Annotated in this window: 17 protein-coding genes; 9 read left to right on the top strand and 8 right to left on the bottom strand. The window is 69.8% G+C overall.

The window, feature by feature from the left end; all coding sequences use genetic code 11:
- Window positions 1-7: 7 nt before the first annotated feature.
- Window positions 8-2,878, bottom strand: a complete 2,871-nt coding sequence (locus K7957_RS11260) for a TonB-dependent receptor (RefSeq protein WP_223012078.1) — start codon at window positions 2,876-2,878, stop codon at window positions 8-10.
- 505 nt (window positions 2,879-3,383) lie between these two features.
- On the opposite strand from K7957_RS11260, the gene K7957_RS11255 reads away from it, so the two are divergent.
- From K7957_RS11255 to K7957_RS11245, 3 genes are all read left to right on the top strand, one after another.
- A complete protein-coding gene (locus K7957_RS11255; protein WP_223012077.1) occupies window positions 3,384-4,364 on the top strand; it encodes a ferritin-like domain-containing protein in 981 nt (326 codons plus the stop codon).
- Between the two features lie 55 nt (window positions 4,365-4,419).
- Entirely contained in the window at window positions 4,420-5,430 is a 1,011-nt protein-coding gene (locus tag K7957_RS11250) for a ferritin-like domain-containing protein (RefSeq protein WP_223012076.1), read from the top strand.
- Between the two features lie 100 nt (window positions 5,431-5,530).
- Window positions 5,531-6,376: an outer membrane protein gene (locus K7957_RS11245; protein WP_223012075.1), complete on the top strand. Its 846-nt coding sequence runs from the start codon at window positions 5,531-5,533 to the stop codon at window positions 6,374-6,376.
- Window positions 6,377-6,440: 64 nt separating this feature from the next.
- On the opposite strand, the gene K7957_RS11240 is transcribed toward K7957_RS11245, so the two are convergent.
- Complete coding sequence (locus K7957_RS11240; protein WP_223012074.1) at window positions 6,441-7,172, bottom strand: SDR family NAD(P)-dependent oxidoreductase; 732 nt, start codon at window positions 7,170-7,172, stop codon at window positions 6,441-6,443.
- Window positions 7,173-7,254: 82 nt separating this feature from the next.
- On the opposite strand from K7957_RS11240, the gene K7957_RS11235 reads away from it, so the two are divergent.
- From K7957_RS11235 to K7957_RS11225, 3 genes are all read left to right on the top strand, one after another.
- Complete coding sequence (locus K7957_RS11235; RefSeq protein ID WP_223012073.1) at window positions 7,255-7,644, top strand: winged helix-turn-helix transcriptional regulator; 390 nt, start codon at window positions 7,255-7,257, stop codon at window positions 7,642-7,644.
- Window positions 7,645-7,720: 76 nt separating this feature from the next.
- Window positions 7,721-8,629: a fatty acid desaturase gene (locus K7957_RS11230; protein ID WP_223012072.1), complete on the top strand. Its 909-nt coding sequence runs from the start codon at window positions 7,721-7,723 to the stop codon at window positions 8,627-8,629.
- A complete protein-coding gene (locus K7957_RS11225; protein ID WP_343228381.1) occupies window positions 8,626-9,396 on the top strand; it encodes a phosphate/phosphite/phosphonate ABC transporter substrate-binding protein in 771 nt (256 codons plus the stop codon). The genes K7957_RS11230 and K7957_RS11225 overlap by 4 nt, the downstream gene beginning before the upstream one ends.
- A gap of 267 nt (window positions 9,397-9,663) precedes the next feature.
- On the opposite strand, the gene K7957_RS11220 is transcribed toward K7957_RS11225, so the two are convergent.
- The gene (locus tag K7957_RS11220) at window positions 9,664-11,256 is read right to left on the bottom strand and encodes an FG-GAP repeat domain-containing protein (RefSeq protein ID WP_223012071.1); all 1,593 of its coding nucleotides are present in this window, start codon (window positions 11,254-11,256) and stop codon (window positions 9,664-9,666) included.
- A 211-nt stretch (window positions 11,257-11,467) separates the two neighbouring features.
- Here K7957_RS11220 and K7957_RS11215 point away from each other — a divergent pair, with 211 nt between their 5' ends.
- Window positions 11,468-13,285: a cation:proton antiporter gene (locus K7957_RS11215; RefSeq protein ID WP_223012070.1), complete on the top strand. Its 1,818-nt coding sequence runs from the start codon at window positions 11,468-11,470 to the stop codon at window positions 13,283-13,285.
- Window positions 13,282-13,941: an OmpA family protein gene (locus K7957_RS11210; RefSeq protein WP_223012069.1), complete on the top strand. Its 660-nt coding sequence runs from the start codon at window positions 13,282-13,284 to the stop codon at window positions 13,939-13,941. The genes K7957_RS11215 and K7957_RS11210 overlap by 4 nt, the downstream gene beginning before the upstream one ends.
- Before the next feature lie 81 nt (window positions 13,942-14,022).
- Here K7957_RS11210 and K7957_RS11205 read toward each other — a convergent pair whose 3' ends face one another.
- The 3 genes from K7957_RS11205 to K7957_RS11195 all read right to left on the bottom strand — a co-directional run bounded on the left by K7957_RS11205 (window position 14,023) and on the right by K7957_RS11195 (window position 19,561).
- Complete coding sequence (locus tag K7957_RS11205) at window positions 14,023-15,618, bottom strand: amidohydrolase (RefSeq protein ID WP_223012068.1); 1,596 nt, start codon at window positions 15,616-15,618, stop codon at window positions 14,023-14,025.
- Between the two features lie 26 nt (window positions 15,619-15,644).
- The gene (locus K7957_RS11200; RefSeq protein WP_223012067.1) at window positions 15,645-18,581 is read right to left on the bottom strand and encodes a TonB-dependent receptor plug domain-containing protein; all 2,937 of its coding nucleotides are present in this window, start codon (window positions 18,579-18,581) and stop codon (window positions 15,645-15,647) included.
- 494 nt (window positions 18,582-19,075) lie between these two features.
- Entirely contained in the window at window positions 19,076-19,561 is a 486-nt protein-coding gene (locus K7957_RS11195; protein WP_223012066.1) for an Lrp/AsnC family transcriptional regulator, read from the bottom strand.
- Between the two features lie 120 nt (window positions 19,562-19,681).
- On the opposite strand from K7957_RS11195, the gene K7957_RS11190 reads away from it, so the two are divergent.
- Window positions 19,682-22,102, top strand: a complete 2,421-nt coding sequence (locus K7957_RS11190) for a zinc-dependent metalloprotease (RefSeq protein ID WP_223012065.1) — start codon at window positions 19,682-19,684, stop codon at window positions 22,100-22,102.
- A gap of 10 nt (window positions 22,103-22,112) precedes the next feature.
- Here K7957_RS11190 and K7957_RS11185 read toward each other — a convergent pair whose 3' ends face one another.
- Entirely contained in the window at window positions 22,113-22,766 is a 654-nt protein-coding gene (locus K7957_RS11185) for an HAD-IA family hydrolase (protein WP_223012064.1), read from the bottom strand.
- Window positions 22,767-22,773: 7 nt separating this feature from the next.
- Window positions 22,774-24,627, bottom strand: coding sequence for a thiamine pyrophosphate-binding protein (locus K7957_RS11180; protein ID WP_223012063.1), 1,854 nt, complete (start codon window positions 24,625-24,627; stop codon window positions 22,774-22,776).
- Window positions 24,628-24,688 lie beyond the last annotated feature (61 nt).

Below are 24,688 nucleotides of genomic sequence, written 5' to 3'. Positions count from 1 at the left end.
GCCGCGGTCAGAACTTCAATCGCGCGCCGAAATTGTAGCGCGCGCCGGTCTCCTGGAGCAGCAGGAATCGCTCCTCGATCGCGGACCATTCGTGGATCCGCTGGTTGGTGACGTTGACGCCCTGGACGTAGATCTGGACGTTGGGCGTGATGTCGTAGCCGACGTTGAAGTCGAACTGGCCGTAGCTCGATCGGTTGCGCGGGCGCCCCTGGTCCGACCGGCACGAACGCAGGTATTCGGAGCGCCAGTTGTACGAGCCGCGCGCGGAGATGCCGTACTTCTCGTAGAACACGCTGCCGTTCGCCGAGTGCGGCGACAGGCCGTTGTAGCCGCACTCATAGTCGGCCAGCGAGGCGTCGCGCTCCGCCTTGCTCTCGACATAGGTGTAATTGCCCGCGAGGCCGAAGCCGGACAGCGGACCGGGCAGGAAGTCGAGCGAATATTGCCCGCCGACCTCGATGCCGCGAATCCAGCCGGTCTGGCCATTGCGCGTACGCGTGTCCTGGAAGGTGCGACCGAAGCGCTCGACCGGCAGCGTCTGCAGTTCGAGGAAGTTGCTGAGGTCCTTGTAGAAGGCGCCGGCGCTCAGATAGCTGATCGAGTTGAAGTAATATTCCAGAGAGATGTCGTAGTTGGTCGACTTGAACGGTTCCAGCGTCGGGTTGCCGCCGCTCGACTGCGGCACCGAGACGCGGCCCCCGTACGAATTGTCGACGCCCAGATCGGTCAGCGTCGGTCGGGTGACGGTCTGCGAGAAAGCCGCGCGCGCGATGAACTTGTCGGTGACGTTGAACTTGATGTTCGCCGACGGCAGCGCGTTGACGTAGCTGTTGCGGATCGAGACCGGCGTCGAGTCGCCGTAGGTGAAGACCAACGTGTCGTCGCCGCGCGTGTTGGTGATGTTGATGACCGGCTGGGCGAAGCCGCGCGACACGGTCTGGGTCCGCACCACGCGCACGCCGGCGTTGGCACTCCAGCGCTCGCCGCCGAACGACATGGCGATATAGCCGGCGAGCAGGCGCTCGTTGACGTTGGCGGTGCTGCCGACATTCTCGCGCACGCCGTAGGGGCCGCCCGGCAGCGCCAGCAGGCGCGCCGCCTCGGCGGCCTGCTCCGCCGCGGTCCGGCCCTGGCGGGCGCGGGCGAGGTTGGCGGGATCGGAGAGGAAGGCGATCACCGCGTCGGTGTCGTAGGTGAAGAACTGCCCGGGCGCGTTCTGCGCGCCGGAGACGCCTTTGAGAAAATTGTCGAGCGTGTACGGCGACAGCAGCGACTGGTCGACCGGGATGTCATAGCCGCAATAGGCGCAATTGCCGTCGGAATTGCTGAAGAAGCGGCGGATCTTGGTGCGGTCCGAATAGGCCATACCGATCCGGACCGAGCGCAGCACGCTGTCGTGGATCTTATAGTCCGTATCGATGTGATATTCCGAGCTCGTGTCGCGCACGCGATTGGCATCGATGCCGGTGAAATGCGCGCGCATCAGCGAGGGATCGGTGATGTTGCCGAAGTTGGACGCGGTGGGGACCTGGTCACCCACGTTGAGGTCGAACCGCGGGCTGGTCTGCGCGAGCGAGCCGACGACGACGAACTGCGTCGGGTTGCGCTGAGTCGCGCGAGTCCGCGACGCGTCGAGCCGCACCTCGACGTCCTCGGTCGGGTTCCACTTAAGGTTACCGCCGACCTGGTAGGTCTCGGTGCGACGGTCGTTGTTGTTGACGATATTGTCGTTCTGCGAGAGCGACACGCGGTCGGCCAGAAGCGGGTTGGCGGCGAGGAACTGCTGCCCGGGCCGGTTGAAGCCGATCGCCGAGGCGGTGTCGTCGAGCTCCAGGCCGATATAAGGCGCCGAGTAGAAATTGGCGAAGATGTTCCGGTGCGTGAACACGTCGAACTTGGAGTAGATGCCGTCGACCGTCAGCAGCAGCTGGTCGGTCACCTGCGCCTGCACCGCGCCCGCCAGGTTGATCCGGCGACGCCGGTCGAGCTGGCGCGCGAAGGCGAGGTTCTGCGGCACGTTGACGGTGGCGCCGGTGTTGCCCAGCGCGCCTGTCGTCAGCCCGGTCGAGGTCGCGCTGCCGTTGACGACGTTCTGCGGGCCGAACAGCCAGCCGTCGGTCTGAATATAGTCGAGCTGGCTGCGCCGGTCGGTGTAGGAGCCCGACAGGACGATGCCGAGCGTCTTGGCCTCGTTGGTCAGCGAGGTCACCGCCGAGAAATCGGGGCTGAGCTTCTCGCGCAGCGTGTCGTAGATGCCGCCCGCCGAGGCGGCGACGTGGAAGCCGCTGCGGCCGTCGAGCGGGCGCGCCGTGATGACGTTAACCGTGGCGCCGATGCCGCCCTCCTGCAGCTCGGGCACGCTCGACTTGAACACGTCGGTGCGCTGGATCATGTTCGACGACAGGACGTCGAACGAGAACTCGCGACCGGGATTGTCGGTCGCCATGACGCGGCCGTTGACGAGCACGGTGTTGAACTCGGGCCCGAGCCCGCGCACCGTGATGAACTGGCCCTCGCCGCCCGAGCGGTCGATCGCGACGCCGGTGATGCGCTGGAGCGATTCCGCGATGTTGGCGTCGGGGAACTTGCCGACGTCCTCGGCCGAGATGGTGTCGACGATCTGCTGCGCGTCGCGCTTGATCCGCGCCGACGAGGCGAGGCTGCCGCGGATGCCGGTGACGACGATCTCATCGGCGGCGTCGCTCTCGCCCGGCCCGACCTGCGCCGCGACGGGCGTCGGCTCCTGCTCCGTGCCGGGCGGGCTGGTGACGGGCGCCCCCGCCGCAGGCTGTGCAGTCTGCGGCATGTCCTGCGCTACGGCGGGAAACGCGACGATCATCCCGCTGGCGAGCAGCGCTGCCTTGACTGAAACCTTCATTTCAATCCTCCCCGGTGTGAAGGCCGATCTGCGCCGGCCTATTGTTATGATCTATCTGGTACCCAGACGTGCGACCGTTGAGCAAGAGCTTTCTGGCGCGCGAACGCGATCTGATCCTTTGTGGCCAATATTGTAAATTTCAGCGAACTAAACCGGTGATGAGAAACGTTCTCAATCACGGGGATCCTCCTTGTTCGCCGAGTGGCGGTGCGGCGGCTGCGCTTGTCCAATGACGCGACCATCGCGAACACCCCTGTCTCGACATAGCGATACGACAGGGAAGCTGCCTAAGAATGGCGAACCCGCCGCAGCCGAGGCGCGCCCGCCGCCGATGACGCGACCACCGCCGCGATCGCTGCCACTCGAACGGGTCAGGAAGGTTCCCGGCATCTCGCGATATTTGTTTTTGTTGCGGCTCGCATCCCGCTCGAGCCGGGTGCCGTACCTGGGTCCGCTCACGCGTGAGGACAAGACTTCCTCCTGCGAGCAGAGGGAGATGCCACTCATGAATGAAGACGATCTGGTCATCGAAGCATTCGAGACCCGCGCGCAGCGACGCCATGACCGCCGTGCCCTGTTCACCGCCGCACTCGGCGCCGCCGCGGTCGGCTCCGCCTTCGTCTACGCGGATCCCGCCAAGGCGCAGACCGCGGTGACCGACGCCGACGTGCTCAACTTCGCGCTCAACCTCGAATATCTCGAGGCGCAATTCTATCTGTACGCGGTGAACGGCACGGGCCTGCCGTCGACGCTGACCGGCAGCGGCAGCGCGGCGGGCGGCACGGTGACCGGCGGCGCGCAGGTCGACTTCTCGGGCGATACGCTCGTCGGCGCTTATGCCCGCGAGATCGCGGCGGACGAGCAGGCGCACGTCAACTTCCTGCGTACCGCGCTCGGCTCGTCGGCGGTGGCGATGCCCAACATCAATATCTCGGGCGCGGCCGACGGTCCGTTCACCGCGGCGGCGCGCGCCGCCGGCGTGGTCGATTCGACGAGCGGCGTGTTCAACCCCTATGCCGATCCGACCAGCTTCCTGCTCGGCGCCTATATCTTCGAGGACGTCGGGGTCACCGCCTACAAGGGTGCGGCGCCGCTGCTGAGCAACAAGACCTTCCTCGAAGCCGCGGCCGGCATCCTCGCGGTCGAGGCCTATCACGCCGCGATCGTCCGCACGACGCTCTACGCCAAGGGCGTGTCCGCGCTGGTCGATGCGACCGAGAAGATCTCGGCGGCGCGCGACGCGCTCGACGGCAGCCCGACCGAGGATCAGATCCGTGGCATCGCGCCGAAGGACGATTTCGGCATCATGCCGAGCGGCAGCGGCGACACGCTGGCGTCGAACATCGCGCCGCTCAACGCCAACGGCCTGGCGTACAGCCGCAGCACCGGACAGGTGCTCAACATCGTCTACCTGAACGCCGGGTCGACGACGATGGGCGGGTTCTTCCCCAACGGCGTCAACGGCAACATTCGATCGACCACGTGAGCGTGCGGCGGCTCCCCTGCCTCCCCGTCCCCACTTCGTCACAGGAACCACGCACATGATCGATCATCGCAAAGCCCTCGACCTGCTCGCCGCCGCGGACACGCGCCGCACTGCGCGGCGCCGCTTCCTCAAGGTGGCAGGCGGCGGCACGCTCGCGCTCGGCGGCGTCAGCCTGCTGTCCGGCTGCTTCGACTCCGAGGGGTCGGACGCGCCCATGCCCACTCCGACGCCGACGCCGACGGCCGCCGCGGTGACGGACAGCGACATCCTCAACCTGGCACTCAACCTCGAATATCTCGAGGCGCAATATTATCTGTTCGCCGTCAACGGCAGCGGACTGGCGTCCAGCCTGACCGCGAGCGGCAGCGGCACCGCGGGTGGCACCGTCACCGGCGGCGCCAAGGTCGACTTCTCGGGTGACGCGCTGGTCGGCGCCTATGCCCGCGAGATCGCCGCGGACGAGGCCGCGCACGTCGCCTTCCTGCGCGCCGCGCTCGGCTCCGCCGCCATCGCCATGCCCAACATCAACATCTCGGGTGACGCCAACGGCGCCTTCACCGCGGCGGCGCGTGCGGCCGGCGTGATCGGCTCGAGCGACACGTTCAACCCTTACGCCTCGCCCGAGAACTTCCTCCTCGGCGCCTATCTGTTCGAGGATGTCGGGGTCACCGCCTACAAGGGCGCGGCGCCGCTGCTGTCGAGCAAGGTCTTCCTCGAGGCGGCCGCCGGCATCCTCGCTGCCGAGGCCTATCACGCCGGGCTCGTCCGCACCGTGCTCTACGCCAAGGGCATCGCTACCCCCGCGCTGGTCACCGCGGCGAGCAAGATCTCGGACGCGCGCGACGCGCTCGACCAGGGCGGCGACACCGACCAGGGCCTGACCGGCGCCAACGGGGCGGCCAACCTCGTCCCCGCCGATTCGGACGCGATCGTCTACAGCCGCAACAGCCGCCAGGTGCACAACATCGTCTACCTCAACGCCACCGGCGCCAATCAGAACGGGGGCGGATTCTTCCCTAATGGAACGAACAACCCCAACGCGACGCTCCGCGTCGGCCTGCCCTGATGGCCGGCAGGGGCGCCGCCGGTGCGCCCCGCGACACGGATGATGACGACAGGGGAGGAGGCCACCGCCTCCTCCCCGATGATTCACGAGGGAGTGAGATATGAAGGTGATCGGATTGACCGCGGCGGCGCTGCTCGCCGCCTACGCGCTGCCCGCGACCGCGCAGGAGAGCGACGGCGGCTTCAGCGGCATCTACGTCGGCGCGGCCGGCGGCTATGACGTGCAGCCCAACGACGGCGCCAACTCGCGCGTGCTGTTCGACCGCAACCTCGACGGGGAATATGGCGACGTGGTGCGCACCGGCTCGGGCGCCGACGCCTTCAGCCCGGGTTTCTGCGGCGGCCAGGCGAGCAACCAGCTGAGCCCCGCCAACGGCGGCCGCTGCACCAAGGACAAGGACGACTGGGCCTATTACGGGCGTATCGGCGTCGACGCGCAGCGCGGCCGCATCGTCGTCGGCCTAGTCGGCGAGTTCGGCACCACCAACATCACCGACGGTGTGAGCGCTTTCTCGGGCACGCCGGCGAGCTACGTCTTCAACCGCGGCGTCGACTGGGAAGCCGGCGTGCGCGCGCGCGCCGGCTACACGCCCAACGACACCACCCTGTTCTACGGCACCGCCGGGCCGGGCTATGCGCGGATCGACCGCGCTTTCGGCTCGACCAACACCACCAACACGTTCGAGGGCAGCGGCAAGCGCAACCAGTTCGGCTTGCAGGGGGGTGGCGGCGTCGAGCAGCGGCTCGGCCGGCATTTCTCGATCGGCCTGGAATATCTCTACCACCAGTACACCGACAACGACTATGTCGTCCGCGCCACCGGTGCGGCCGGCACGCCCTTCACCAACGCCAACAACGGCGGCAACGCGTCGGGCACCGACTTCATCCGCAGCGACGACAAGTTCCGCTGGCACTCGCTGCGCGCCACCGCCGCGTTTCGCTTCTGACGGCGGCCGCTGCGCCGCCGCGTGACCCTCGTGCACGCGGCGGCGCAGGCCCCCGCCCGAGCGATCAGACCTGCCGCATGCCGCCGTCGACGCACAGCTCGGCGCCGGTGACGAAGCTGGCGGCGTCGCTCAGCAGGAACAGCGCCGCGGCGGCGACCTCGTCGGCCCGCGCCATGCGCCCGAGCGGGATCGGCGCGATCAGCGTGCGCCGCACGTCCTCCGGCACGACCGCCATCATGTCGGTGTCGGTCGGGCCCGGCGCGACGACGTTGACGCGGATGCCGCGCGGCGCGAGTTCGGCCGCCCAGCTGCGCGCGTAGGAGCGCAGCGCCGCCTTGGTCGCGGCATAGGTGCTATACGGTGTCACGCCCATCGTCGCGGCGATCGATCCGACCAGCACTACCGCGGCGCCGTCGCTCAGCACGGGCAGCGCCGCCTGCAGACCGAACAGCGCTCCACGCACGTTGACCCTGAAATGTCGGTCGACATGCTCTTCCGTCTCCTCTGCCAGCGTCGCCGGCTCGGACAGGCCGGCATTGAGCACCAAAGCGTCGATACGCCCGTGCCGCTGCACCACCTCGCCGACGACGCGCGCGAGATCGGCCGGCGACGCCGCGTCGGCGACGATCCCCTGCGTGGCCGCGCCGGCGCCCCCGGCCGCCGCGGCGACTTCCTGCTCCTGTCGCCCGGTGAGCACCACCGTCGCGCCCTCCTCCGCCAGCGCGCGCGCGGTCGCGAGACCGATCCCCCGTGCGCCGCCGACCACCAGCGCGATCCTGCCTGCCATCCGCGTCATCGTCCGTCCTTCCTCGTCACGAAGGGTGGGTAGATATACGTCGCATATCTGCTATCAAGAACGCACCGGGAGGTTAGTAGATATGGCGCGTGATACCGAGCCGGCGGCGCTGTCGTGCCAGGCGATGATGGACGTGCCGCGCATCCGCCCGGTGCTCGACAAGATCGCGGACAAGTGGACCATCATGATCCTGACGGTGCTGTGCCCCGAGCCGGCCCGCTTCAACGAGATCAAGCGGCGGCTCGACGGCATCACGCACAAGTCGCTCGCCGACGCGCTCAAGCGGCTCGAGCGCCACGGCCTGATCACGCGCACCGTGATCCCCACCGCGCCGATCGGTGTCGTCTATGCGATCACCCCGCTGGGCCACTCGCTGCGCGCGCCCTTCGAAGCGCTCTGCGACTGGGCGCTCGCGCACGAGAGGGCCTTCGCCGACGCCGCGCTCGCTTATGACCGATCGCACACCGAATAGCGCTTCTATCCGCCTTATCAGAAATAGTCGTTCCAACTCCTACCGTCCTGGTGGATGATCGCGACCGGAGGTGGCGATGTCGGACGAGCAGGCAGATAGGGAAGGTCGCGGGTGGGCGCGCGGCGCGGTCGAGTGGCCGACGGTCGCGCTGGCTGCGCTGATCTACGTCGGCTGGCTCGCGCTGACCCGCTGGCACGCGCTGCTGCCCTGGCCCGTTCTGATGGTGGCGGGCGGGTGGCTCGTGGCATGGCACGGCTCGCTCCAGCACGAGACGATCCATGGCCATCCGACGCGCTGGGCCGCGGTCAATGCCGCGATCGGTGCGGTGCCGCTGGCGCTGTGGCTGCCGTACGGCGTGTACCGCGACAGCCACCGCGCGCATCACCGCAGCCCGCACATCACCGACCCGCGCCACGATCCCGAGTCGCGCTACGTCGCCGGAACAGGCCTGCCCCGCGCGCTCGCCGCGGCGCAGGCGACGCTGCTCGGACGGCTGGTGCTGGGACCGCCGCTCGCCGTGCTCGCACTCGTGATCGACGAGGCACGGCGGGTGCGCCGGGCACCCGCCGCGGTGCTGCGCGACTGGGCGCCGCATCTCGCCGCGGTCGCGCTGCTGGTCGCATGGCTCGAGTGGACCGGGCTGGGCGTCGCGCGCTACGTGCTGCTGATGGTCTATCCTGGGTTCGCGCTGACGCTGCTGCGCTCCTTCGCCGAGCATCGCGCCGACCTCCCCGGGCCGAGCCGCGCCGCGACGGTGGCGCGCGGCGGCGTGCTCGGGCTTCTGTACCTCAACAATCATCTCCACACCGCGCACCACGACCGCCCCGAGCTCGCCTGGTACCGGCTCCCCGCCTATCAGCGCCGTCACGCCGCGCGGCTGGAGGCGCAGGCGGGGCAGATCCATCGCAGCTACGGCGAGATCGTGCGCCGCTTCGCGCTGCGCGCGCACGACCGGCTGGTCCATCCCGCCGCGGCGCGGCGGTGAGCGGCGCGGTCGCCTCGCTCGGCATGTACGACCACCCGGCGCAGTGCTGGGCCAATGACGCGCTGTGGCAGCGGATCGCGGCGCATCTCGCCGCGCGCGGCGTGCCGGCGCCCGCGGCGCTCGACCGCGCGCGCCCGGTCGAGGCGATCTGGCGCGACCCGCGGCTGCTGCTGGCGCAGTGCTGCGGCTACCCGCTGGTGACCGACCCCGCGCTCGCGCTGCGAGTCGTCGCGGTGCCGCATTACGCCGTGCCCGACTGCGCGCCGGGGCGACATGCCAGCCGCGTGCTGGTGCGCGCCGACGATACGGCGACGACGCTCGCAGGGCTGCGCGGCCGGCGCGCCGCGGTCAACGCACTGAGCTCGAACACCGGCGCCAACCTGTTCCGCGCCGCGCTGGCGGGCGAGCCGCTCGACCAGTTTTTCGGCGCATTGGTAGAGACCGGCTCACACCGCGCCAGCGCCGCCGCGGTGCGCGACGGCGGCGCCGACGTCGCCGCGGTGGACGCGGTGACCTATGCGGCGCTGGCGCGGGACGAGCCCGACGCGGTGGCGGGCTTGCGCCAGCTCGCGCTGACCCACTCCTCCCCCGCGCTGCCCTTCGTCACCGCGCGCGCCACGCCAGCCAAGCTGGTAGCGGCGCTGCGCGACGCGCTGCGCGCCGCCGTGCGCGACCCGGCGCTGGCGCGCGCGCGCGCGGCGCTGTTCCTCGCCGACGTCGCGCCCGCGAGCGTCCATCGCTACGTGGCGCTGCGCGCGCTCTACTGAGCCGCACAGGCACTACAGCATCATCGCGCCACACAGCGAGGAGCGCTGCGGCCGACGACGGGTCCCCACTGTAGCACCCAAGCCACGAGGGCGCGACGTCGTGTTTCCGCCGAACCTGTCTGAAGGATCGAGATCGCTGCGCGTGCCAAAGCTGATGACGGTCGGGACGCAGCGCGCTGTCGGACACGCGCGCCCTTCCGCCACTCTGTCGATCGCTCGCCTATCCCGCCCGAGACACGTGTCATCCAGGCCCCGGGCCCGGCCGGCTCAGGCGATATGCCAGTCGGAGCTGACCGGTACCAAGGCGGCATCGTTGGCAAGGAAGCTCCCGCCGCCGATACCGAACCAATTCGTCACCACGCCGGAATCGTTGCGCCACAGGATGTCGTCGCGGCCGTCGCCATTATAGTCGCCCGTCTCGATCACCGACCAGGCGTTCGACACGCGCGCGACGAAGGCGGCAGAGTCATTGTTGTCGAAGCCGCCGTCGGCGCGGCCCAGCCAGTTGGACACGCTGCCATCGGCGTTTCGCCACAGGATGTCGTCCCGGCCATCGCCGTCGAAGTCACCGGTGCCCGCCACCGACCAATCGGTGCCGACGCGGCTGAACGCCGACGCGTCGTTGGCGGTGAAGCCACCGTCGGCGCGACCGAGCCAGTCCGACAGCGCGCCGTCGGCATTTCGCCACAGGATGTCGTCGCGACCGTCGCCGTTGAAGTCGCCGGTGCCCGCCACGGTCCAGCTCGTCGCCACGTTGGTCAACGCCGCCGCGTCATTGGTCTTGTACCCGCCCGCGGCGGTGCTGAGCCAGTCGGAGATCGTGCCGTCGGCATGGCGCCACAGGATGTCGTCACGCTTGTCACCGTCGAAGTCGCCGGTGGCGACCACCTGCCAGTCGGTCCCGACCTGAACGAGGCCGTTGGCGTCGTTGGCGGTGAAGCCGCCGTCGGCGCGCGCCAGCCAGTTCGACAGCGTGCCGTCGCTGTTGCGCCACAGGATGTCGTCGCGACCGTCGCCGTTGAGGTCGCCGGTGCCGGTCACCTGCCAGCTGGTCGGCACCTGGGTGAAGGCGGCGGCGTCGTTCGCGGTGAAGCGGCCCAGTTGTCCGCCGAGCCAATCGGACAGCGCACCATTGTCGTTGCGCCACAGGATGTCGGAGTGGCCGTCGCCGTTGAAGTCGTTGCGCGCGTCCATCGGCGAGCCGTGGGGCTCGAAGCCGTTGAAATTGTGGGCGGTCAAGGTGGCGGCATCGACGTTGCGCAGGGTAAGCACCTCGTTGAAGCCGGAGTTGTGCCCGTTCGCGCCGTCGCGATCGACGTCGACGCGCACGTCTGCCCCCGACTGAACGAAGCGCAGATAGCCCGAACCAACCGGGTCGGATCCGTTCCAATCGGGCGCATGCCGCCTCAGATACGCGCCCAGATCGAGTACGTCGCCGCCGTCCCCGGCGACGAAGTCCGTGATCTCGGTCGTCAGGAAGGCGGTATAGTCACCGTACCCGGCCCCGAGAACGACATGATCCTGGCCGCTTCCCAGCGTGATGCTGGCCGACCCGTAGACGGCGATGAGGTTGAGCGTATCGTTGCCGTCCCCCAGGTCGATGGTCACCGGGCCGGTGGAGAGGGTGGTCACGGAGACGAGATCGTCTCCCGCACCGGCGTCGATGTTGATCGTCTCGCTGACGAACTGCCGCTCCGTGTGGAACAGCTTGATGACGTCGTTGCCCGCGCCCCCGCGCAGCGTGTCCGAACCGCCGAGCTCGTCGACGACGAAATCGTCGCCCTCGCGGCCGTCCAGCACGTCGTCGCCGCCGGTACCCGTCAGCTGATCGTTCCCGCTCGTCCCGATGATCTCAGCCATGATTCTCTCCCCCATTCTGCATGCCGCGTAGAAAAGCTGCGCACTCGCCGCAACTTGGGGACGCATCCCGTTCGGAGATAAATCCAGGATCGGGGCAGGTCCGGGCGCGCGCGTCCGCGGTGAGGTGGCGCGGCACGCCCCACTGCGGCGTGCCACCACGGCGGGGCGACGGCACGGTTCCTTTCCGCGCCGTCACGCGTATGCGCAGCGGATGGAACAGCAGGCACTCGTCATCGCGCTGATCGGCGCGCTGGGCATCGGCGCGCAATGGGTGGCGTGGCGCACCGGCTGGCCCGCGATCGCGCTCATGCTCGTCGCGGGCGTGGTCGCCGGGCCGGTCACCGGCCTGATCGACCCGCACCGCACCTTCGGCGACCTGCTCGAGCCGCTGGTCTCGGTCGCGGTCGCGATCATCCTGTTCGAGGGCGGGCTCAGCCTCAACTTCCGCGAGCTGCGCCGCACCGACGGCGCGGTGACGCGGCTGCTGCTGGTGGGCGTGCCGGTCGGCTGGCTGCTCGGCGCGCTCGCCTGTTACTATATCGGCGGGCTGGTCTGGCCGGTCGCGATCCTGTTCGCGGGCATCCTCGTCGTCACCGGGCCGACCGTCGTGCTCCCGCTGCTGCGGCAGAGCAATATCGCGGCGCGGCCGCGCGCGATCCTCAAGTGGGAGGCGATCGTCAACGACCCGATCGGCGCGCTGTGCGGCGTCGTCACCTACGAGTATCTTCGCCGCGCCGGCGAGGGCGTGACGATCCCGCAGCTGCTGCTGTCGCTGCTCGCCGCCAGCCTGGTGTCGGGGTTGATCGGCTATGGCGCGGCGCGCGCGGTCGCCTGGGCCTTCCCGCGCGGGCACGTGCCCGAATATCTCAAGGCGCCGGTGCTGCTGGTGGCGGTGATCGGCACGTTCGTGCTGTCCAACCTCGTCCAGCAGGAGACCGGGCTGCTCGCGGTGACGGTGATGGGCGTCGCGCTGGCCAACCTGCGGCTCGACTCGCTGCGCGACATCCACCCGTTCAAGGAGAATGTCACCGTCCTGCTGATCTCGGGCGTGTTCGTGCTGCTGTCGGCGACGCTCAACCTGGGCGTGCTGGAGCGCTTCGAGTGGCGCTTCGCCGCCTTCCTGCTGGCGCTGCTGTTCCTGGTCCGCCCCGCGACCGTGCTGCTCAGCCTCGCCTTCACGCGCGTGCCCTGGAACGAGCGGCTGCTGGTCGCCTGGATCGCGCCGCGCGGCATCGTCGCGGTGGCGATCTCCGGGCTGTTCGCGCTGCGGCTCGGCAATCTCGGCTATGACGACGGCTCGATCCTGGTCACGCTCTCCTTCGCGGTGGTGGTGGCGACGATCGTCGCGCATGGCTTCTCGATCGGCGCGGTGGCGCGGTTGCTCAAGGTGACCGGCGCGACCGAGCGCGGGCTGCTCATCGTCGGCGCGACGCCGTGGAGCCACGCGCTGGCGGCGCAGCTGCGCCAGCTCGAGGTGCCGGTGACGCTCTGCGACACCAGCTGGCAGCGGCTCGCCCCGGCGCGGCGCGGCGGGATCGACACCTATCACGGCGAGATCCTGGCCGAGGCGACCGAGGACCGACTCGATTTGTCGCGCTACCAGGTGCTCGTCGCCACGACCGACAACGAGGCGTATAATGCGCTGGTGTGCAACGAATTCGCCCCCGAGCTCGGCCGCGACAACGTGTATCAGCTCGGCGCCGGCACGCACGAGGACGACCGCCGCGCGCTGCCCGCCTCGCTGCGCGGCCGCGCGCTCTTCACCAGCGGGCACGGGGTCGAGGAGATCGTCCGCCGCGTCGACGACGGCTGGGCGTTCCGCAAGACGCGGATCACCGACAAGTTCGACTATGAGACCGCGCGCGCCGACATGGCCGACGAGGCCGACATGCTGCTGCTGCTGCGCAAGGGCGCGCCGCTGCGCTTCTTCTCGCACGCCAGCCGGCCGGTGCCGCAGTCGGGCGACACGATCATCAGCTTCGGCCCGCCCGCCGGGCGGCGACGCGCGCAGCAGGAGGTGAGCGTATGAGCGACATCCCGATCAGGGCGGGCGCGGCGGCACTGCTGCTCGGCCTGGCAGCCTGCTCCTCACCCCCAGCGCGCGACCGCGGCAACGACGCCGACGTGGCCGACAACAGCGCCGCGCCCGTCGACGCGGCGGACGCAGCGCCCGCCAAGTCGATCCTGCGACCCGAGGTCACCGCCCCCGCCCCGGAAGAGGAGGCGCCGCGGGCGGAAAACGTCGTGGTCGGCTTCGACGAGGCCGGCAAGCTCCTGACCGACGAGGCGAAGAGGGCGCTCGACGCGCTGGTCGCCCGTCCCGCGGCGCGCGCCGGCGGCGCCGTCACGCTGCGCGGCCACAGCGACTCGCGCGGCGACGACCGCGCCAACCTGCGCGCGTCGCGCCGCCGCGCCGAGACCGTGCGCGACTATCTCGTCGCCGAGGGGATCGACCCGGCGCGCCTGACCGTGATCGCGCTCGGCGAGACCACGCCGCTCGTCCCCAACGCGCACCCCGACGGCAGCGACGATCCCGCGGCGCGGCAGCGGAACCGCCGCGTCGAGGTGCACGTCGAGCCGCCCGCGGTTGCTCCTGCTTCCTCCGAGAAGGGCGAGGACGCGGTCGTGGGGAATGCGGCGGCGCCGGCGGGCGCTGCGACGCGATCCCCATCGGGCATCAACTGATCCTCCCCTGCAAGGGGAGGATGATCGTTCGCCTCGCCGACGTGAGCGACGTCCCACCCGCCGGGCGCCCGCCCCGCTAGCTCATTGCGCCCCGGTCGCCGGCGCGCCGCCGGGGTAAGCGATGCCGAGCTGCTCGAGGTAGCTCGGGTACCGCGCCGGGTCGTAGTAGAATTTCTCCAGCTGCGGGCGCATGTCGCGCATCACCTTCTCGTTGAGCCAGGTCGCGGGCTTGTCCTGCGCGGTGATCAGCGGCGCGTAGGTGTCGGTCTTGAACTGCACGTCCCGGAAATAGTTCTTCGCCTGCGCGAGCAGCTTGGGCGAGGTCATCAGGTCCAGCACCGTCATCGCCACCGCCTTGGCGCCGGCGACCGCGCCCTTGTGCGCGATCGGTGTGGCCATCGCCATCGCCGAGGTGAGGTGATGGCCGATCATGTTGGGCACGTTCGAGGGGAAGCGGATCGTGATCGTCGGCACCGTCCACATGATGTCGCCGATATCGTCCGAGCCGCCGCCGATCGACTGCGGGCGGTTCTCGGGCGTCGACAGGTCGCTCACCTTGGTCCTGAGCGGCTCGACCTTGCGCTGGTTGGCCTGCTGCACCGCGCGCGCGAAGACCTGATCGTCGGCGGACCAGCGCGGCATGCCGACCGCGGCGATATTGGCCTGGGCCGCCTCGGCGATCGGCCTGTTGCCGAAATTGGGGGCGGCATAGCCGAGCACGCGGTGCGTCACGGTCGTGCCGGTCGCCTTGGCGGAGGCCTCGGAGATCTCGTTGCCGGTCTCGTACATCGACTTGATCGCGGCGAAGCTGCGGTCACGGAAATAATACCAGACCGAGGCGGTGGCCGGGACGATGTTGGGCTGCCCGCCGCCGTCGGTGATGACATAGTGCGAGCGCTGCGTGACGGGCAGGTGCTCGCGGCGGAAGTTCCACGCGGTGTCCATCAGCTCCACCGCGTCGAGCGCGGAGCGCCCTTCCCAGGGCATGCCCGCCGAGTGCGCGGTCTTGCCGCGGAACTGATATTCCACCGAGACCATGCCGTTCATGCCGAAATCGCCGTAGGCGGTGCCGAACTCGCTGGCGACATGGGTGAAGAGGCAGGCGTCGACGCCCTTGAACAGGCCGTCGCGCACGTAATAGGCCTTGGTCGCGAGCAGCTCCTCGGCGACGCCGGGCCACACCATCAGCCGCCCGGGGATATGGTGCTTCTCCATCACCGACTTGGCCGCGATCGCCGCGGCGATCACCAGCGGCAGACCGGCATTGTGCCCCTCGCCGTGGCCGGGTCCGCCCTCGACCATCGCCTTGGCCTCGGTCACGCCGGGATATTGCGACACGCCGAGCAGCCCGTCGATGTCGCTGCCCAGCGCGATCAGCGGTCCACCCTCGCCCCAGGTCGCGGTGAAGGCGGTCGGGATGCCGGCGACGCCGCGCTGCACGGTGAAGCCGGCCTTCTCCAGCACGTCGGTGAGATAGGCCGCGGTGCGCACCTCCTGGAAGCCGGGCTCGGCGTAGCTGAACACCTGGTCGACCATCACCTGGATCTGCTTGGCCTGCGCGTCGACCTTGTCCTCGGCCTCGCGCTTGAGCGCCTTGCCGGCCTGCGCCGGCGCGGCCTGGGGTGCCAGCAGCGCGCCGAGCAGCAGCGCGGTCACGGCTCCGCGGAACCTCGTCATATCGTGTCTCCCCTTGGTAGTGGCGGTCAGAAGTTCATGGTGAAGGCGACGCGGAAGCTGCGACCCAGCACGTCGTAGAGACTGCGCGAGGTCTGCGGGTACGCCGGCGTGTTGTTGCCGTCCGGCCCGTTGCCGACGAGCAGCGGGTCCTTGTCGAGCAGGTTGGTGACGATGAAGGTGAGTGAGCCCTCGCGCCCGCCCGAGCGCAGCTTCACCCCCAATGAGGCGTCGAGGTAGAAGGCGCCGCCGATGTCATTGTCGTTGATCGTGCGGTAACGCGTCGTCGAGACCGGGCAGCCGCTGGTGCACTCGACATAGTCGTTGCCGTAGACGCCCGAGCCGAAGCCGCGCCCGACGAGGTTGAGCGTGAAGGCGTCCACCTCGTAGAAGGCACTGACGCGGTAGCGCCAGCTCGGCGAGGAATAGGTGCCCGACAGGCTGCCGCCGTTGATCCCGGCATAGTCGATCGGGAAGATGCCGTTGTCGATGACGTTCTCGATGTAGTGCGTCACCGCGCCGTTGACCGTCAGCCGACCCGGCAGCGACGACGCGATCTCGGCGAGGTCGCGGCGGTAGCTCACCGCGATGTCGAAGCCCTTCTCCACCTGGCTGGCGAAGTTGAACGGCTGGATCACGATCGAGCTGAGCGCGCCGCCCGAATAGACGATGTTGCCGCAATATTGCGTCGTCCCCGAGTAGCAGAAGTCGACCGTGTTCTGCGCGGTGATCGTGCCGATCGCGTCGCTGATGCGGATGTCGTAATAGTCGAACGAGGCGGTGAAGCCCGGCAGGAAGCGCGGTGTCACCACCGCGCCCACCGTCCAGCTCTTCGCCTTCTCGGGATCGAGCGCGGTGTTGCCGATCGTGTTCTCGAGGAACTGCTGCGATCCCGTCGCGGGCGCGTTGGCGGGCAGGATCACGGTGTTGGTGCGCGCGGTGCCGGCGGCGAACAGCTCCTGCAGGTTGGGCGCGCGGATGTCGCGGCTGTAGGTACCGCGGAACTTGATGTCGGGGATGGGCTCGAAGGTGGCGCCGGCCTTCCAGGTGAAGACCGAGCCGGAGGTGGAATAATCGGTGTAGCGCCCGGCGGCGTTGACGGTCAGCCCGCGCCACAGCGGCAGGTCGAGTTCGACGAAGCCTTCCTTGACGTTATAGTCGCCGCGGTTGACGAGATAATTGCCGTACAGCCAGCCCGAGTTGAACTGCGGGTCGACGCTGCCGTCGATCTGCTCCTTGCGCCACTCGCCGCCGAAGGCGATCGCCGCCGCGCCCCCGGGCAGGTCGAACAAGGTGCCGCTCATGCTCGCCGAGGCGACGTCCTGCCGGATCGACTGGTCGCGCTGCGGCTGCGCGGTGCCGTAGATATAGCCGAGCGCCGCCGCGGACGGGCCGTCGGTGCCGAGCCGGTCGATCGGGACGCAGCCGTTGCCGGGGTCGGTCAGCGTCGAGCGGCAGACGATCTGGCCGCCCGACAGCACCGCGTCCTGCGCCAGCGCCATGCGCGCGTTGTTCCAGGTATTGGTCAGCTCCTCGTGCGACTTGGTCAGGCCGTGCTGATAGTAGACGTCCCACGACCAGCTCCCGCCGAGCAGCCCGAGCTTGCCCTTGGCGCCCCCGACATAGCGGTAGACGTCGCGGCGGTTGTCGCTGCCGGGCACGGGGAAGCCGGCGTTGGAGGTGCCGATCGTCAGGCTCGACACGCCGGCGGCGGCCATGCGCGCGGCGACCTCGGGATATTGCGTCAGCAGATAGGCATTGTCACCGCGGATGGTGACGCCGGTGCTCGGCGTCTGCTGGTAGAAGCTCTGCCCCTCGTAGCGGTTGAACGAGACCTGGCCGTAGACCTGCACGTCGGGCGCGAGATCGACCCCGAGGCGCGAGAAGAGGCTGATGCGCTTCTCGTTGGGCAGCAGCGAGTTGGTGCCGGCGTGCCCGGCCAGGGTGGTGCGCCAGTCGCCGCCGACCATCCACGGCGAGGAGGTCGCGTTGGTGGTGCCGAAGTTGAGCTGGCCGGTGCTGCCGGGCGCGAGGAAATAGGTGCCCCGCAGCGGCCCGGCGGTGACCAGGCCGCCCGCGGTATAGGTCGCCGGCCCGAACCCCTCGCCGACCAGCCGCTGCGGGAGGCCGTTGGTCGCGGTATAGGCGGGGTTGTTGATCTGGAAATAGCCGCGGTCGTTCCAGTCGCGCGCGATCGTGTCGACGCCGTCCTGATGATAATATTCGGCGCTGGCGAGGAGGTGGACGCGGTCGCCGAGCAGCGATTTGCCGAGCGTGGCGGCGAAGCGATAATTGTGGCCGTCGCCCCGCTCGGTGATGCCGGTGTCGGCGGCCACCTTGAACCCGCGATACTTCTCGTCGAGGATGAAGTTGACGACGCCCCCGACCGCGTCCGAGCCATATTGCGCCGAGGCACCGCCGGTCACCACCTCGACCCGCTCGATCAGGTCCTGTGGGAAAGTGTTGACGTCGACCACGCCGTTGACCGCCGAGGCGACCGAGCGCTGGCCGTTGAGCAGCACCAGCGTCCGCCCCGCGCCGAGCCCGCGCAGGTTGACCGAGTTGATCCCCGCGAGCCCGTTCGACAGCGAGCCCGAGCTATTCGCCGCGGTGCTGCCCTGCGCGATCGAGGGCAGCTGGTTGACGAAGTCGGACACGTTGGCGGGGCGCTGCGCGGCCAGCTCGGCCGCGCCCAGCACGGTGACCGGCGTGGGCGCGCTATAGCCGTCGCGGACGATGCGGCTGCCGGTGATGACGATGTCGTCGGGCGCGGCGAGATCGACGCCCGTCTCCTGCGGCGGCGCGGCGGGGAGCGCGGCGTCGGCCTCGGCCGCGACGGTCTGGAGCGGCGCGGCGGGCACGGGGGTCTGCGCCGCGGCGGCGCCCGCCCCTACCGTCGTCGCTGTCGCGAGAAGCAGCGCCCTCGCCGCGCGGCGCGGTCGCGCCTTCGCTGTTGTCACCTGCATGTTCGAACACCCCCGAGAAGAATCGACCGCGTTCCTGGCGTCGCTCTCCTCGGCCTGGTGGGTCGTCTCCTAGGCGGTAGCGCGCGCGGCGGCGCTTCCTGCGGGCGACCCAGCCTGCCCCGCCCTGACGGGTGCAGCCCTATCGCGGAAGCGCTCCACGCAATTTAATTACGAACGGCGCCTCTTTGATGCTCTTAAGGTTGCACGTTACTGGGTGAGCGATCCTCGAAAAGATCGCGCGGTCGATCGCACCGTGTGATGGATTCCATCGTGCAACTCGCTGTTCGAAGAGAAAAGCTGCTCAAGGTCCGGGACGGACCTATGCGTGAGCGTCGGGCAACACATCGCCGTCATCCTGAGCTTGTCTCAGGATCCACCGTGCCACGGCTGTCTCGCCGGCGCCGTACGCGGGCCGGAACATCCTGAGAAGAGTTCAGGATGACGCTCTTCTTCGAGGGTCGGGCAGACCGACGACGCCGACCGTCCTCGTCGCCTCAGCGCTCGAACACCACCGGCGGCACGCCGCGGCGCGCCACCTGGCGCATGATGAAGCTGCTGCGGATCTTGGCCACGTAAGGGAGCCGCGACAGCTCGCTGCGATACACGCGGTCATAGTCGTTGAACGAGCGCACGTGCACCATCATGACGAAGTCGGTGTCGCCCGAGACGAAGCTGCAGAAGCTCATCGACGGGCATTGCATCACCGCCTCCTCGAACTCGATCAGCGCCTGCTCGGCCTGCGAGGCGAGCTCGATCGAGACCAGCACCATGATGCCGTAGCCGAGCCGGTCGAGGTCGAGGCTGGCGGTATAGCCCGCGATCAGCCCGCGCTCCTCGAGGATCTTGCGCCGGCGCGCCGCCGCGGTGCTCGACAGATAGACCCGGTCGCCGAGCGCGACGTCGGACAGGCGGCCGTCCGCGGCGAGCTCGCTTAGCAGTCGGCAGTCGGTCTGGTCGATATCGGCCGTCGTGAAATCCATCGCGTCCCCCGCCTTCGCCGCCCGAAAGCGTCAATCCTCGCGCTCAAGCTGACCGAAAGAGGCGGGATGCGCAACGCCGGGCGTGCTAGCCTCGATCAGGTCGCAACACGAAGGGACCGCATGACCAGCACCGACCGTCTCCGCCGCGCGCTCGGCGCCTCGCTCCTGCTCGCCGGGAGCGTCGCCGCGCCGGCGGTGCTCGCCCAGCGCGCGCCCACGGCGCCTATGCCGGCCACCGCACCCACGCTGCTCCCGGTCAAGGTCGAGCGCGACAGCGGCAAGGTGCTCGTCACCCTCCCCGCGCCCGACGGCGACGGCGTCTCGGGGCGCTTCCTCTACGCCACCGCGCTCAAGACCGGGCTGGGCTCGGCGCCGATCCGGATCGACCATGGCATGGTCGGCGACACCCAGCTGCTCGCCTTCCGCCGGCTCGGCAGGAAGGTCGCGGTGATGTTCGAGAACCCGCGCTACCGCTCCTCGGGCGACGCGCTCGAGCGGCGCGGCGCGAGCGCGGACTTCCCGTTCAGCACCGTCGCGATGCTCGACGTCGCCGCGATCGCGCCCGATGGCGCGGTGACGGTCGACCTCGCCCCGCTGCTGCTGCGGGACACGATGCGGCTCGCCGACAAGCTCAACGCCGCGGCCAAGGGCTTCAAGCTGGTCGACTCGCTGAGCGCGGTGGATCCCGGCTCGGTCAAGGTCTTCCCCGACAATATCGAGATGGAGGCGGTGCAGACCTATGCCTCGGACACGCCGGGCCAGGAGGTCGACACGATCGCGCCCGACGGGCGGCAGGTGAGCTTCACCGTCCACCACTCGCTGGTGCGGCTGCCTGCACCCGGCTTCGTGCCGCGTCGCTTCGACATCCGCTCGGGCACCTTCGCCACCCCGGTGTACGAGTTCAACACGCCGCTGGGCGCGCCGGTCTTGCAGCAATATGCCAACCATTTCCGGCTCGACAAGATCGACCCCGGCGCGGCGCGCTCGCGCGTGCGCCAGCCGATCGTCTTCTACATCGACAACAAGGCGCCCGAGCCGATCCGCACCGCGCTGGCGGAGGGCGTGGCGTGGTGGAACCAGGCGTTCGACGCGGCGGGCTATGTCGACGCCTTCCAGGTGCGCGTGCTGCCCGCCGACGCCGACCCGCAGGACGTGCGCTACAATATGGTCAACTGGAACGAGCGGCAGACGCGCAGCTGGTCCTATGGCGGCGGCGTCACCGACCCGCGCACCGGCGAGATCATCAAGGGCAATGTCGTGCTCGAGGGGCTGCGGCTGCGCCAGGACATCTGGATCTTCGAGGGGCTGGTCGGCACCGGCGAGGAGAACAAGGGCACCGCCAACGATCCGGTCCGCGTCGCGCTGGCGCGGATTCGCCAGCTCGGCGCGCACGAGGTCGGGCATGCGCTCGGCTTCGCGCACAATTTCGCCGCGAGCACGCAGGATCGCGCCTCGGTGATGGACTATCCCTTCGCCAAGATCGCGCTCAACGGCGACGCGATCGACCTGTCCGATGCCTATGCCAGCGGTATCGGCGCGTGGGACAAGTTCACGGTCGACTGGCTCTACGGCCAGCCCGCCGCGGGCGCCGACCCGGACCGCGCCGCCGCGGCCAAGGCGGACGCGGCGCAGCGCGCGGGAATGCGCTACCTCACCGACATCGACGGGCGTGACTCGAGCCTGGCGGTGCCGGGCGACAGCATGTGGGCCGAGGGCACCGACTCGCCCGCGGACCTCGCGCACGTGATGGCAGTGCGCCGCGTCGCGCTCGCGCGCTTCGGCCCGGGCGTGCTCCACGCCGGCGCGCCGCTCGCCGACCTGCGCCGCAGCTTCGTACCGCTGTGGCTGTTTCACCGCTACGCCGTGGCGGCGATCGGCAAGACGCTGGGCGGGGTCCATTACAGCTACGCCACCGCGGGCGACAGCGCTCCGCCCCCGGCCCGCGCGACCGCGGCCGAGCAAGGCGCGGCGCTCGACGCGCTGATGGCGACGCTCAACCCCGCCGCGCTCACCGTGCCGCCGGCGCTGGCACTGACGCTGTCGTCGGGGGTCAACGGCAACGCCGACCCGCAATATGATACCGAGGTGTTCGACACCGCGGGCGGCGCGGTGTTCGATCCGCTGGTCGCGACCGACGTGGCGGCGCAGGTCACGCTCGAGACCCTGCTCGCGCCGTCGCGGCTCACCCGGCTCCACCTCCAGCACGCCGCCGACCCGGCGCTGCCCGGCGTGGAGACCGTGCTCGACCGGCTAGACCGCGAGGTGGTGTCGCGCCACGACGACGCGGTGGCGCAGCGGATCGCGCTTCGCACCGTGCTGGCGATCGCCGCCGCGGTGCGCGCGCCCGCGACCGGCGCCGACGTCGCGCTGCGGCTCGACGCCGCGCTGGCGGCGACGCGCGAGCGACTGGCGCACGACAGGCGCGACAGCTGGGCACAGGGCGTGGCACGGCTGCTCGGCGACAAGGACGCGCTCGACCGCGCGCTCGCGCCGGCGTCGCGCGCCGCGCCGGCGATCCCGCCGGGCATGCCGATCGGGTGAGCGGGGCGCGTTAGCCGCGGTAGCGCGCGAGGATCCCGGGGAGCTGATCGTGATGGACGAAGCGAGCGACGCTCTGCGCCTCCGCGATCTCCGCGACCCCATAGCCCCCGGCGAACACGATCAGCGGGATCGCGAGCGCCGCGGCCGCGGCGGCGTCGATGCCGCTGTCGCCGACGAAGACCGCGTCCGCCGGCGTCGCGCCGAGCGCCGCGAGCGCGTGCCGGACGGGTGCAGGGTCGGGCTTGGCCACCCCGGCGGTGTCCCCGCCGACGACCGCCGCGAACCAGTGTCGCAGCCCCAGTCCCGCCAGCAGCGACTCGGCGAGACCCTCCGGCTTGTTGGTCACGATCGCCAGGCGCCAACCCTGCGCCGTCAGCCGATCGAGCGCGCGCTCGACCCCGGCATAGACGCTGCGGGGGTCGGGAACCGCGGCGCTGAGCACCGTGCGGAAGGCGGCGACATCCTCCACGCTCTCCCGCGCCGCCGGTCCGAGCGCCCTGGCCACCATCGTCGCGGCGCCGAGGCTGACCAGCGGCCGCACCGTCGCGGCCGACACCGCGTCACCGCCGCGCGCGCGGCTGACCGTGCTCAGCGCGGCGGCGATGTCCAGCGCGCTGTCGACCAAGGTCCCGTCGAGGTCGAACAGCACCGCATGACGCGCCACAGGACGGTCAGTTCATCAGCGGGATGAGCATGTTGTCCGCCAGTTCGTCGCGCGGCAGGAAGGGCGCGAGGTCTTCCAGCGGCGCGGTCACCATCGTGCCGTCTTCGCGCACGCGCGACGACAGCTTGGGCGCGAAGTTCTGCGCCTTGTCGATGAACACCTCGCAGATCGCCGGCCCCTCCGCGGCAAGCGTGGCGCGAACCGCCTCGGCCATCGTGGCATGGTCGCTGGTGCTGGTGTAGGCCAACCCGAACGCCGCCGCGATCTTGCCGAAATCCGGGAAGGTCACGCCCGAGTCCGGCCCGCAACCAACCGAGAAGCCGTTGAAATGCGCCTGCTGCGACTGGCGGATCGAGTGGTAGCCCGAGTTGTTGTAGAGGAAGATCTTGGCCGGGATCTTCTGCCCGACGATGGTCTGCAGCTCCTGCAGGTTCTGCATGATGCTGCCATCACCCGCCATGCAGATCAGCCGCTGCGACCCCTCCGGCATCGCGTGCCAGGCGCCGATCGTGGCGGGCAGGTCATAGCCCATCGACGCCGCCCCAGAGTTGGAGAAGATGCGCTGGCCGCGCTTGAGCTTGGCCGCCTGGACGGTGACCACCGCGGCGGTCGCGTCCGCCATGACGATCACCTCGTCGGGGCCGAGCTGCTCGAACAGCACCTGGGTGAAGCAATAGGGATTCACCACGCCCTGCGTGTCCCAATATTCGGGCAGCACCGTGCTGTACCGGCGGCGACGCTCCAGCGCCCAGTCGACATAGTCACGATGTGCGACGGGCGCCTCATAGCCGTCGAGCTCCTCGAGGAGCACGGTGAGGAACTGCTTGAGCTCGGCGTGGATCGGCAGGTCGATCGACAGCGTCGGCTTGTGCAGCTCGGCGGCGTCGACGTCGACCATGATCTTGGTCGCGGCGCGCGCGAACGAGGCGTAATTGTAGCTGATCTGGCGGATGTTGAGGCGGCAGCCGAGCACCATCACGAGATCGGCGTTCTGCACCGCGAAATTGCCCGACCGGTCGCCCACGGTGCCGGGGCGGCCGACGTAGAGCGGGTGATCGTCGTCGACCACGTCCTGCGCGTTCCACCCCGGCGCGATCGCGGCGCCGAGCCGCTCCGCCACCTGGAGGAACAGGTCGTGCGCGCCCGATATGCGCACGCCGGTGCCCGGCAGCAGCACCGGCCGCTCCGCCGCCTGGAACGCGGCGATGACGCGGCGCGCGGCGTCGCGCAGCGGCGCGCCCGTGAGCCAGCCATATTCGGCCGGCAGCGCGAAGTCGCGGCCATAGCCCTCCACGCGCGGGTCGAAGCCGCGCAGCGCGGCGGGGTCGATCCGCGCCGCCTGGACGTCGATCGGGATGTCGATCCAGACCGGGCCGGGGCGGCCGGTGGTCGCCAGCCACAACGCCTTCTCGAGCAGGTAGCGGACGTCCTGCGGGTCCTCGATCATCGCCGCGAACTTGGTGATCGGGGTCACCATCGGGATGATGTCCGCCTCCTGATCGCCGAGCTGTCGCAGCCGCACCGGTGCGTTCTGCCGCAGCGTCTCGCGCTTGACCTGCCCGGAGACTACGATCATCGCGATCGAGTCGGTGTAGGCGCCGTGGACGCCGTTGAGCGCGTTGATCCCCCCAGGCCCGGTGGTGACGTTGACCGCCGCGAGCCGCCCCGACAGACGCGTGTAGCTCTCCGCCGCCATGGCGAGCGCCTGCTCGTGGTGGCAGCAGACGTAGCGCAGTCCCTCCGCGCGCCCCAGCGCGTCGTTGAGATGCATCGCCCCGCCGCCCGTGAGCATGAAGACATGGCGGACGCCGTGCGACGCGATAACGGAGGCGACATAATCGGAGAGCCGAACGTCGGGCATGAAGTCTCTCTGGTGCGGGGCGCTTCCCGCCGCGTCGGGCGCGGCGGGAAGCGGATCAGAT

This window comes from Sphingomonas yunnanensis, assembly GCF_019898765.1.
In the GTDB taxonomy this organism is placed as follows: domain Bacteria; phylum Pseudomonadota; class Alphaproteobacteria; order Sphingomonadales; family Sphingomonadaceae; genus Sphingomonas; species Sphingomonas yunnanensis.
Note: the sequence above shows the minus strand (reverse complement) of the source record. Positions and strands in the feature narration are given on the sequence as shown.

What these genes read in the sequence shown, in the direction of transcription:
- K7957_RS11195 (WP_223012066.1), bottom strand. Translation starts at nt 19,561, where the DNA reads ATGGATTTCACGACGGCCGATATCGACCAGACCGACTGCCGACTGCTA.
- K7957_RS11235 (WP_223012073.1), top strand. Translation starts at nt 7,255, where the DNA reads ATGGCGCGTGATACCGAGCCGGCGGCGCTGTCGTGCCAGGCGATGATG.
- K7957_RS11260 (WP_223012078.1), bottom strand. Translation starts at nt 2,878, where the DNA reads ATGAAGGTTTCAGTCAAGGCAGCGCTGCTCGCCAGCGGGATGATCGTC.
- K7957_RS11205 (WP_223012068.1), bottom strand. Translation starts at nt 15,618, where the DNA reads ATGACGAGGTTCCGCGGAGCCGTGACCGCGCTGCTGCTCGGCGCGCTG.
- K7957_RS11220 (WP_223012071.1), bottom strand. Translation starts at nt 11,256, where the DNA reads ATGGCTGAGATCATCGGGACGAGCGGGAACGATCAGCTGACGGGTACC.
- K7957_RS11190 (WP_223012065.1), top strand. Translation starts at nt 19,682, where the DNA reads ATGACCAGCACCGACCGTCTCCGCCGCGCGCTCGGCGCCTCGCTCCTG.
- K7957_RS11180 (WP_223012063.1), bottom strand. Translation starts at nt 24,627, where the DNA reads ATGCCCGACGTTCGGCTCTCCGATTATGTCGCCTCCGTTATCGCGTCG.
- K7957_RS11240 (WP_223012074.1), bottom strand. Translation starts at nt 7,172, where the DNA reads ATGACGCGGATGGCAGGCAGGATCGCGCTGGTGGTCGGCGGCGCACGG.
- K7957_RS11215 (WP_223012070.1), top strand. Translation starts at nt 11,468, where the DNA reads ATGGAACAGCAGGCACTCGTCATCGCGCTGATCGGCGCGCTGGGCATC.
- K7957_RS11200 (WP_223012067.1), bottom strand. Translation starts at nt 18,581, where the DNA reads ATGCAGGTGACAACAGCGAAGGCGCGACCGCGCCGCGCGGCGAGGGCG.
- K7957_RS11250 (WP_223012076.1), top strand. Translation starts at nt 4,420, where the DNA reads ATGATCGATCATCGCAAAGCCCTCGACCTGCTCGCCGCCGCGGACACG.
- K7957_RS11255 (WP_223012077.1), top strand. Translation starts at nt 3,384, where the DNA reads ATGAATGAAGACGATCTGGTCATCGAAGCATTCGAGACCCGCGCGCAG.
- K7957_RS11245 (WP_223012075.1), top strand. Translation starts at nt 5,531, where the DNA reads ATGAAGGTGATCGGATTGACCGCGGCGGCGCTGCTCGCCGCCTACGCG.
- K7957_RS11210 (WP_223012069.1), top strand. Translation starts at nt 13,282, where the DNA reads ATGAGCGACATCCCGATCAGGGCGGGCGCGGCGGCACTGCTGCTCGGC.
- K7957_RS11230 (WP_223012072.1), top strand. Translation starts at nt 7,721, where the DNA reads ATGTCGGACGAGCAGGCAGATAGGGAAGGTCGCGGGTGGGCGCGCGGC.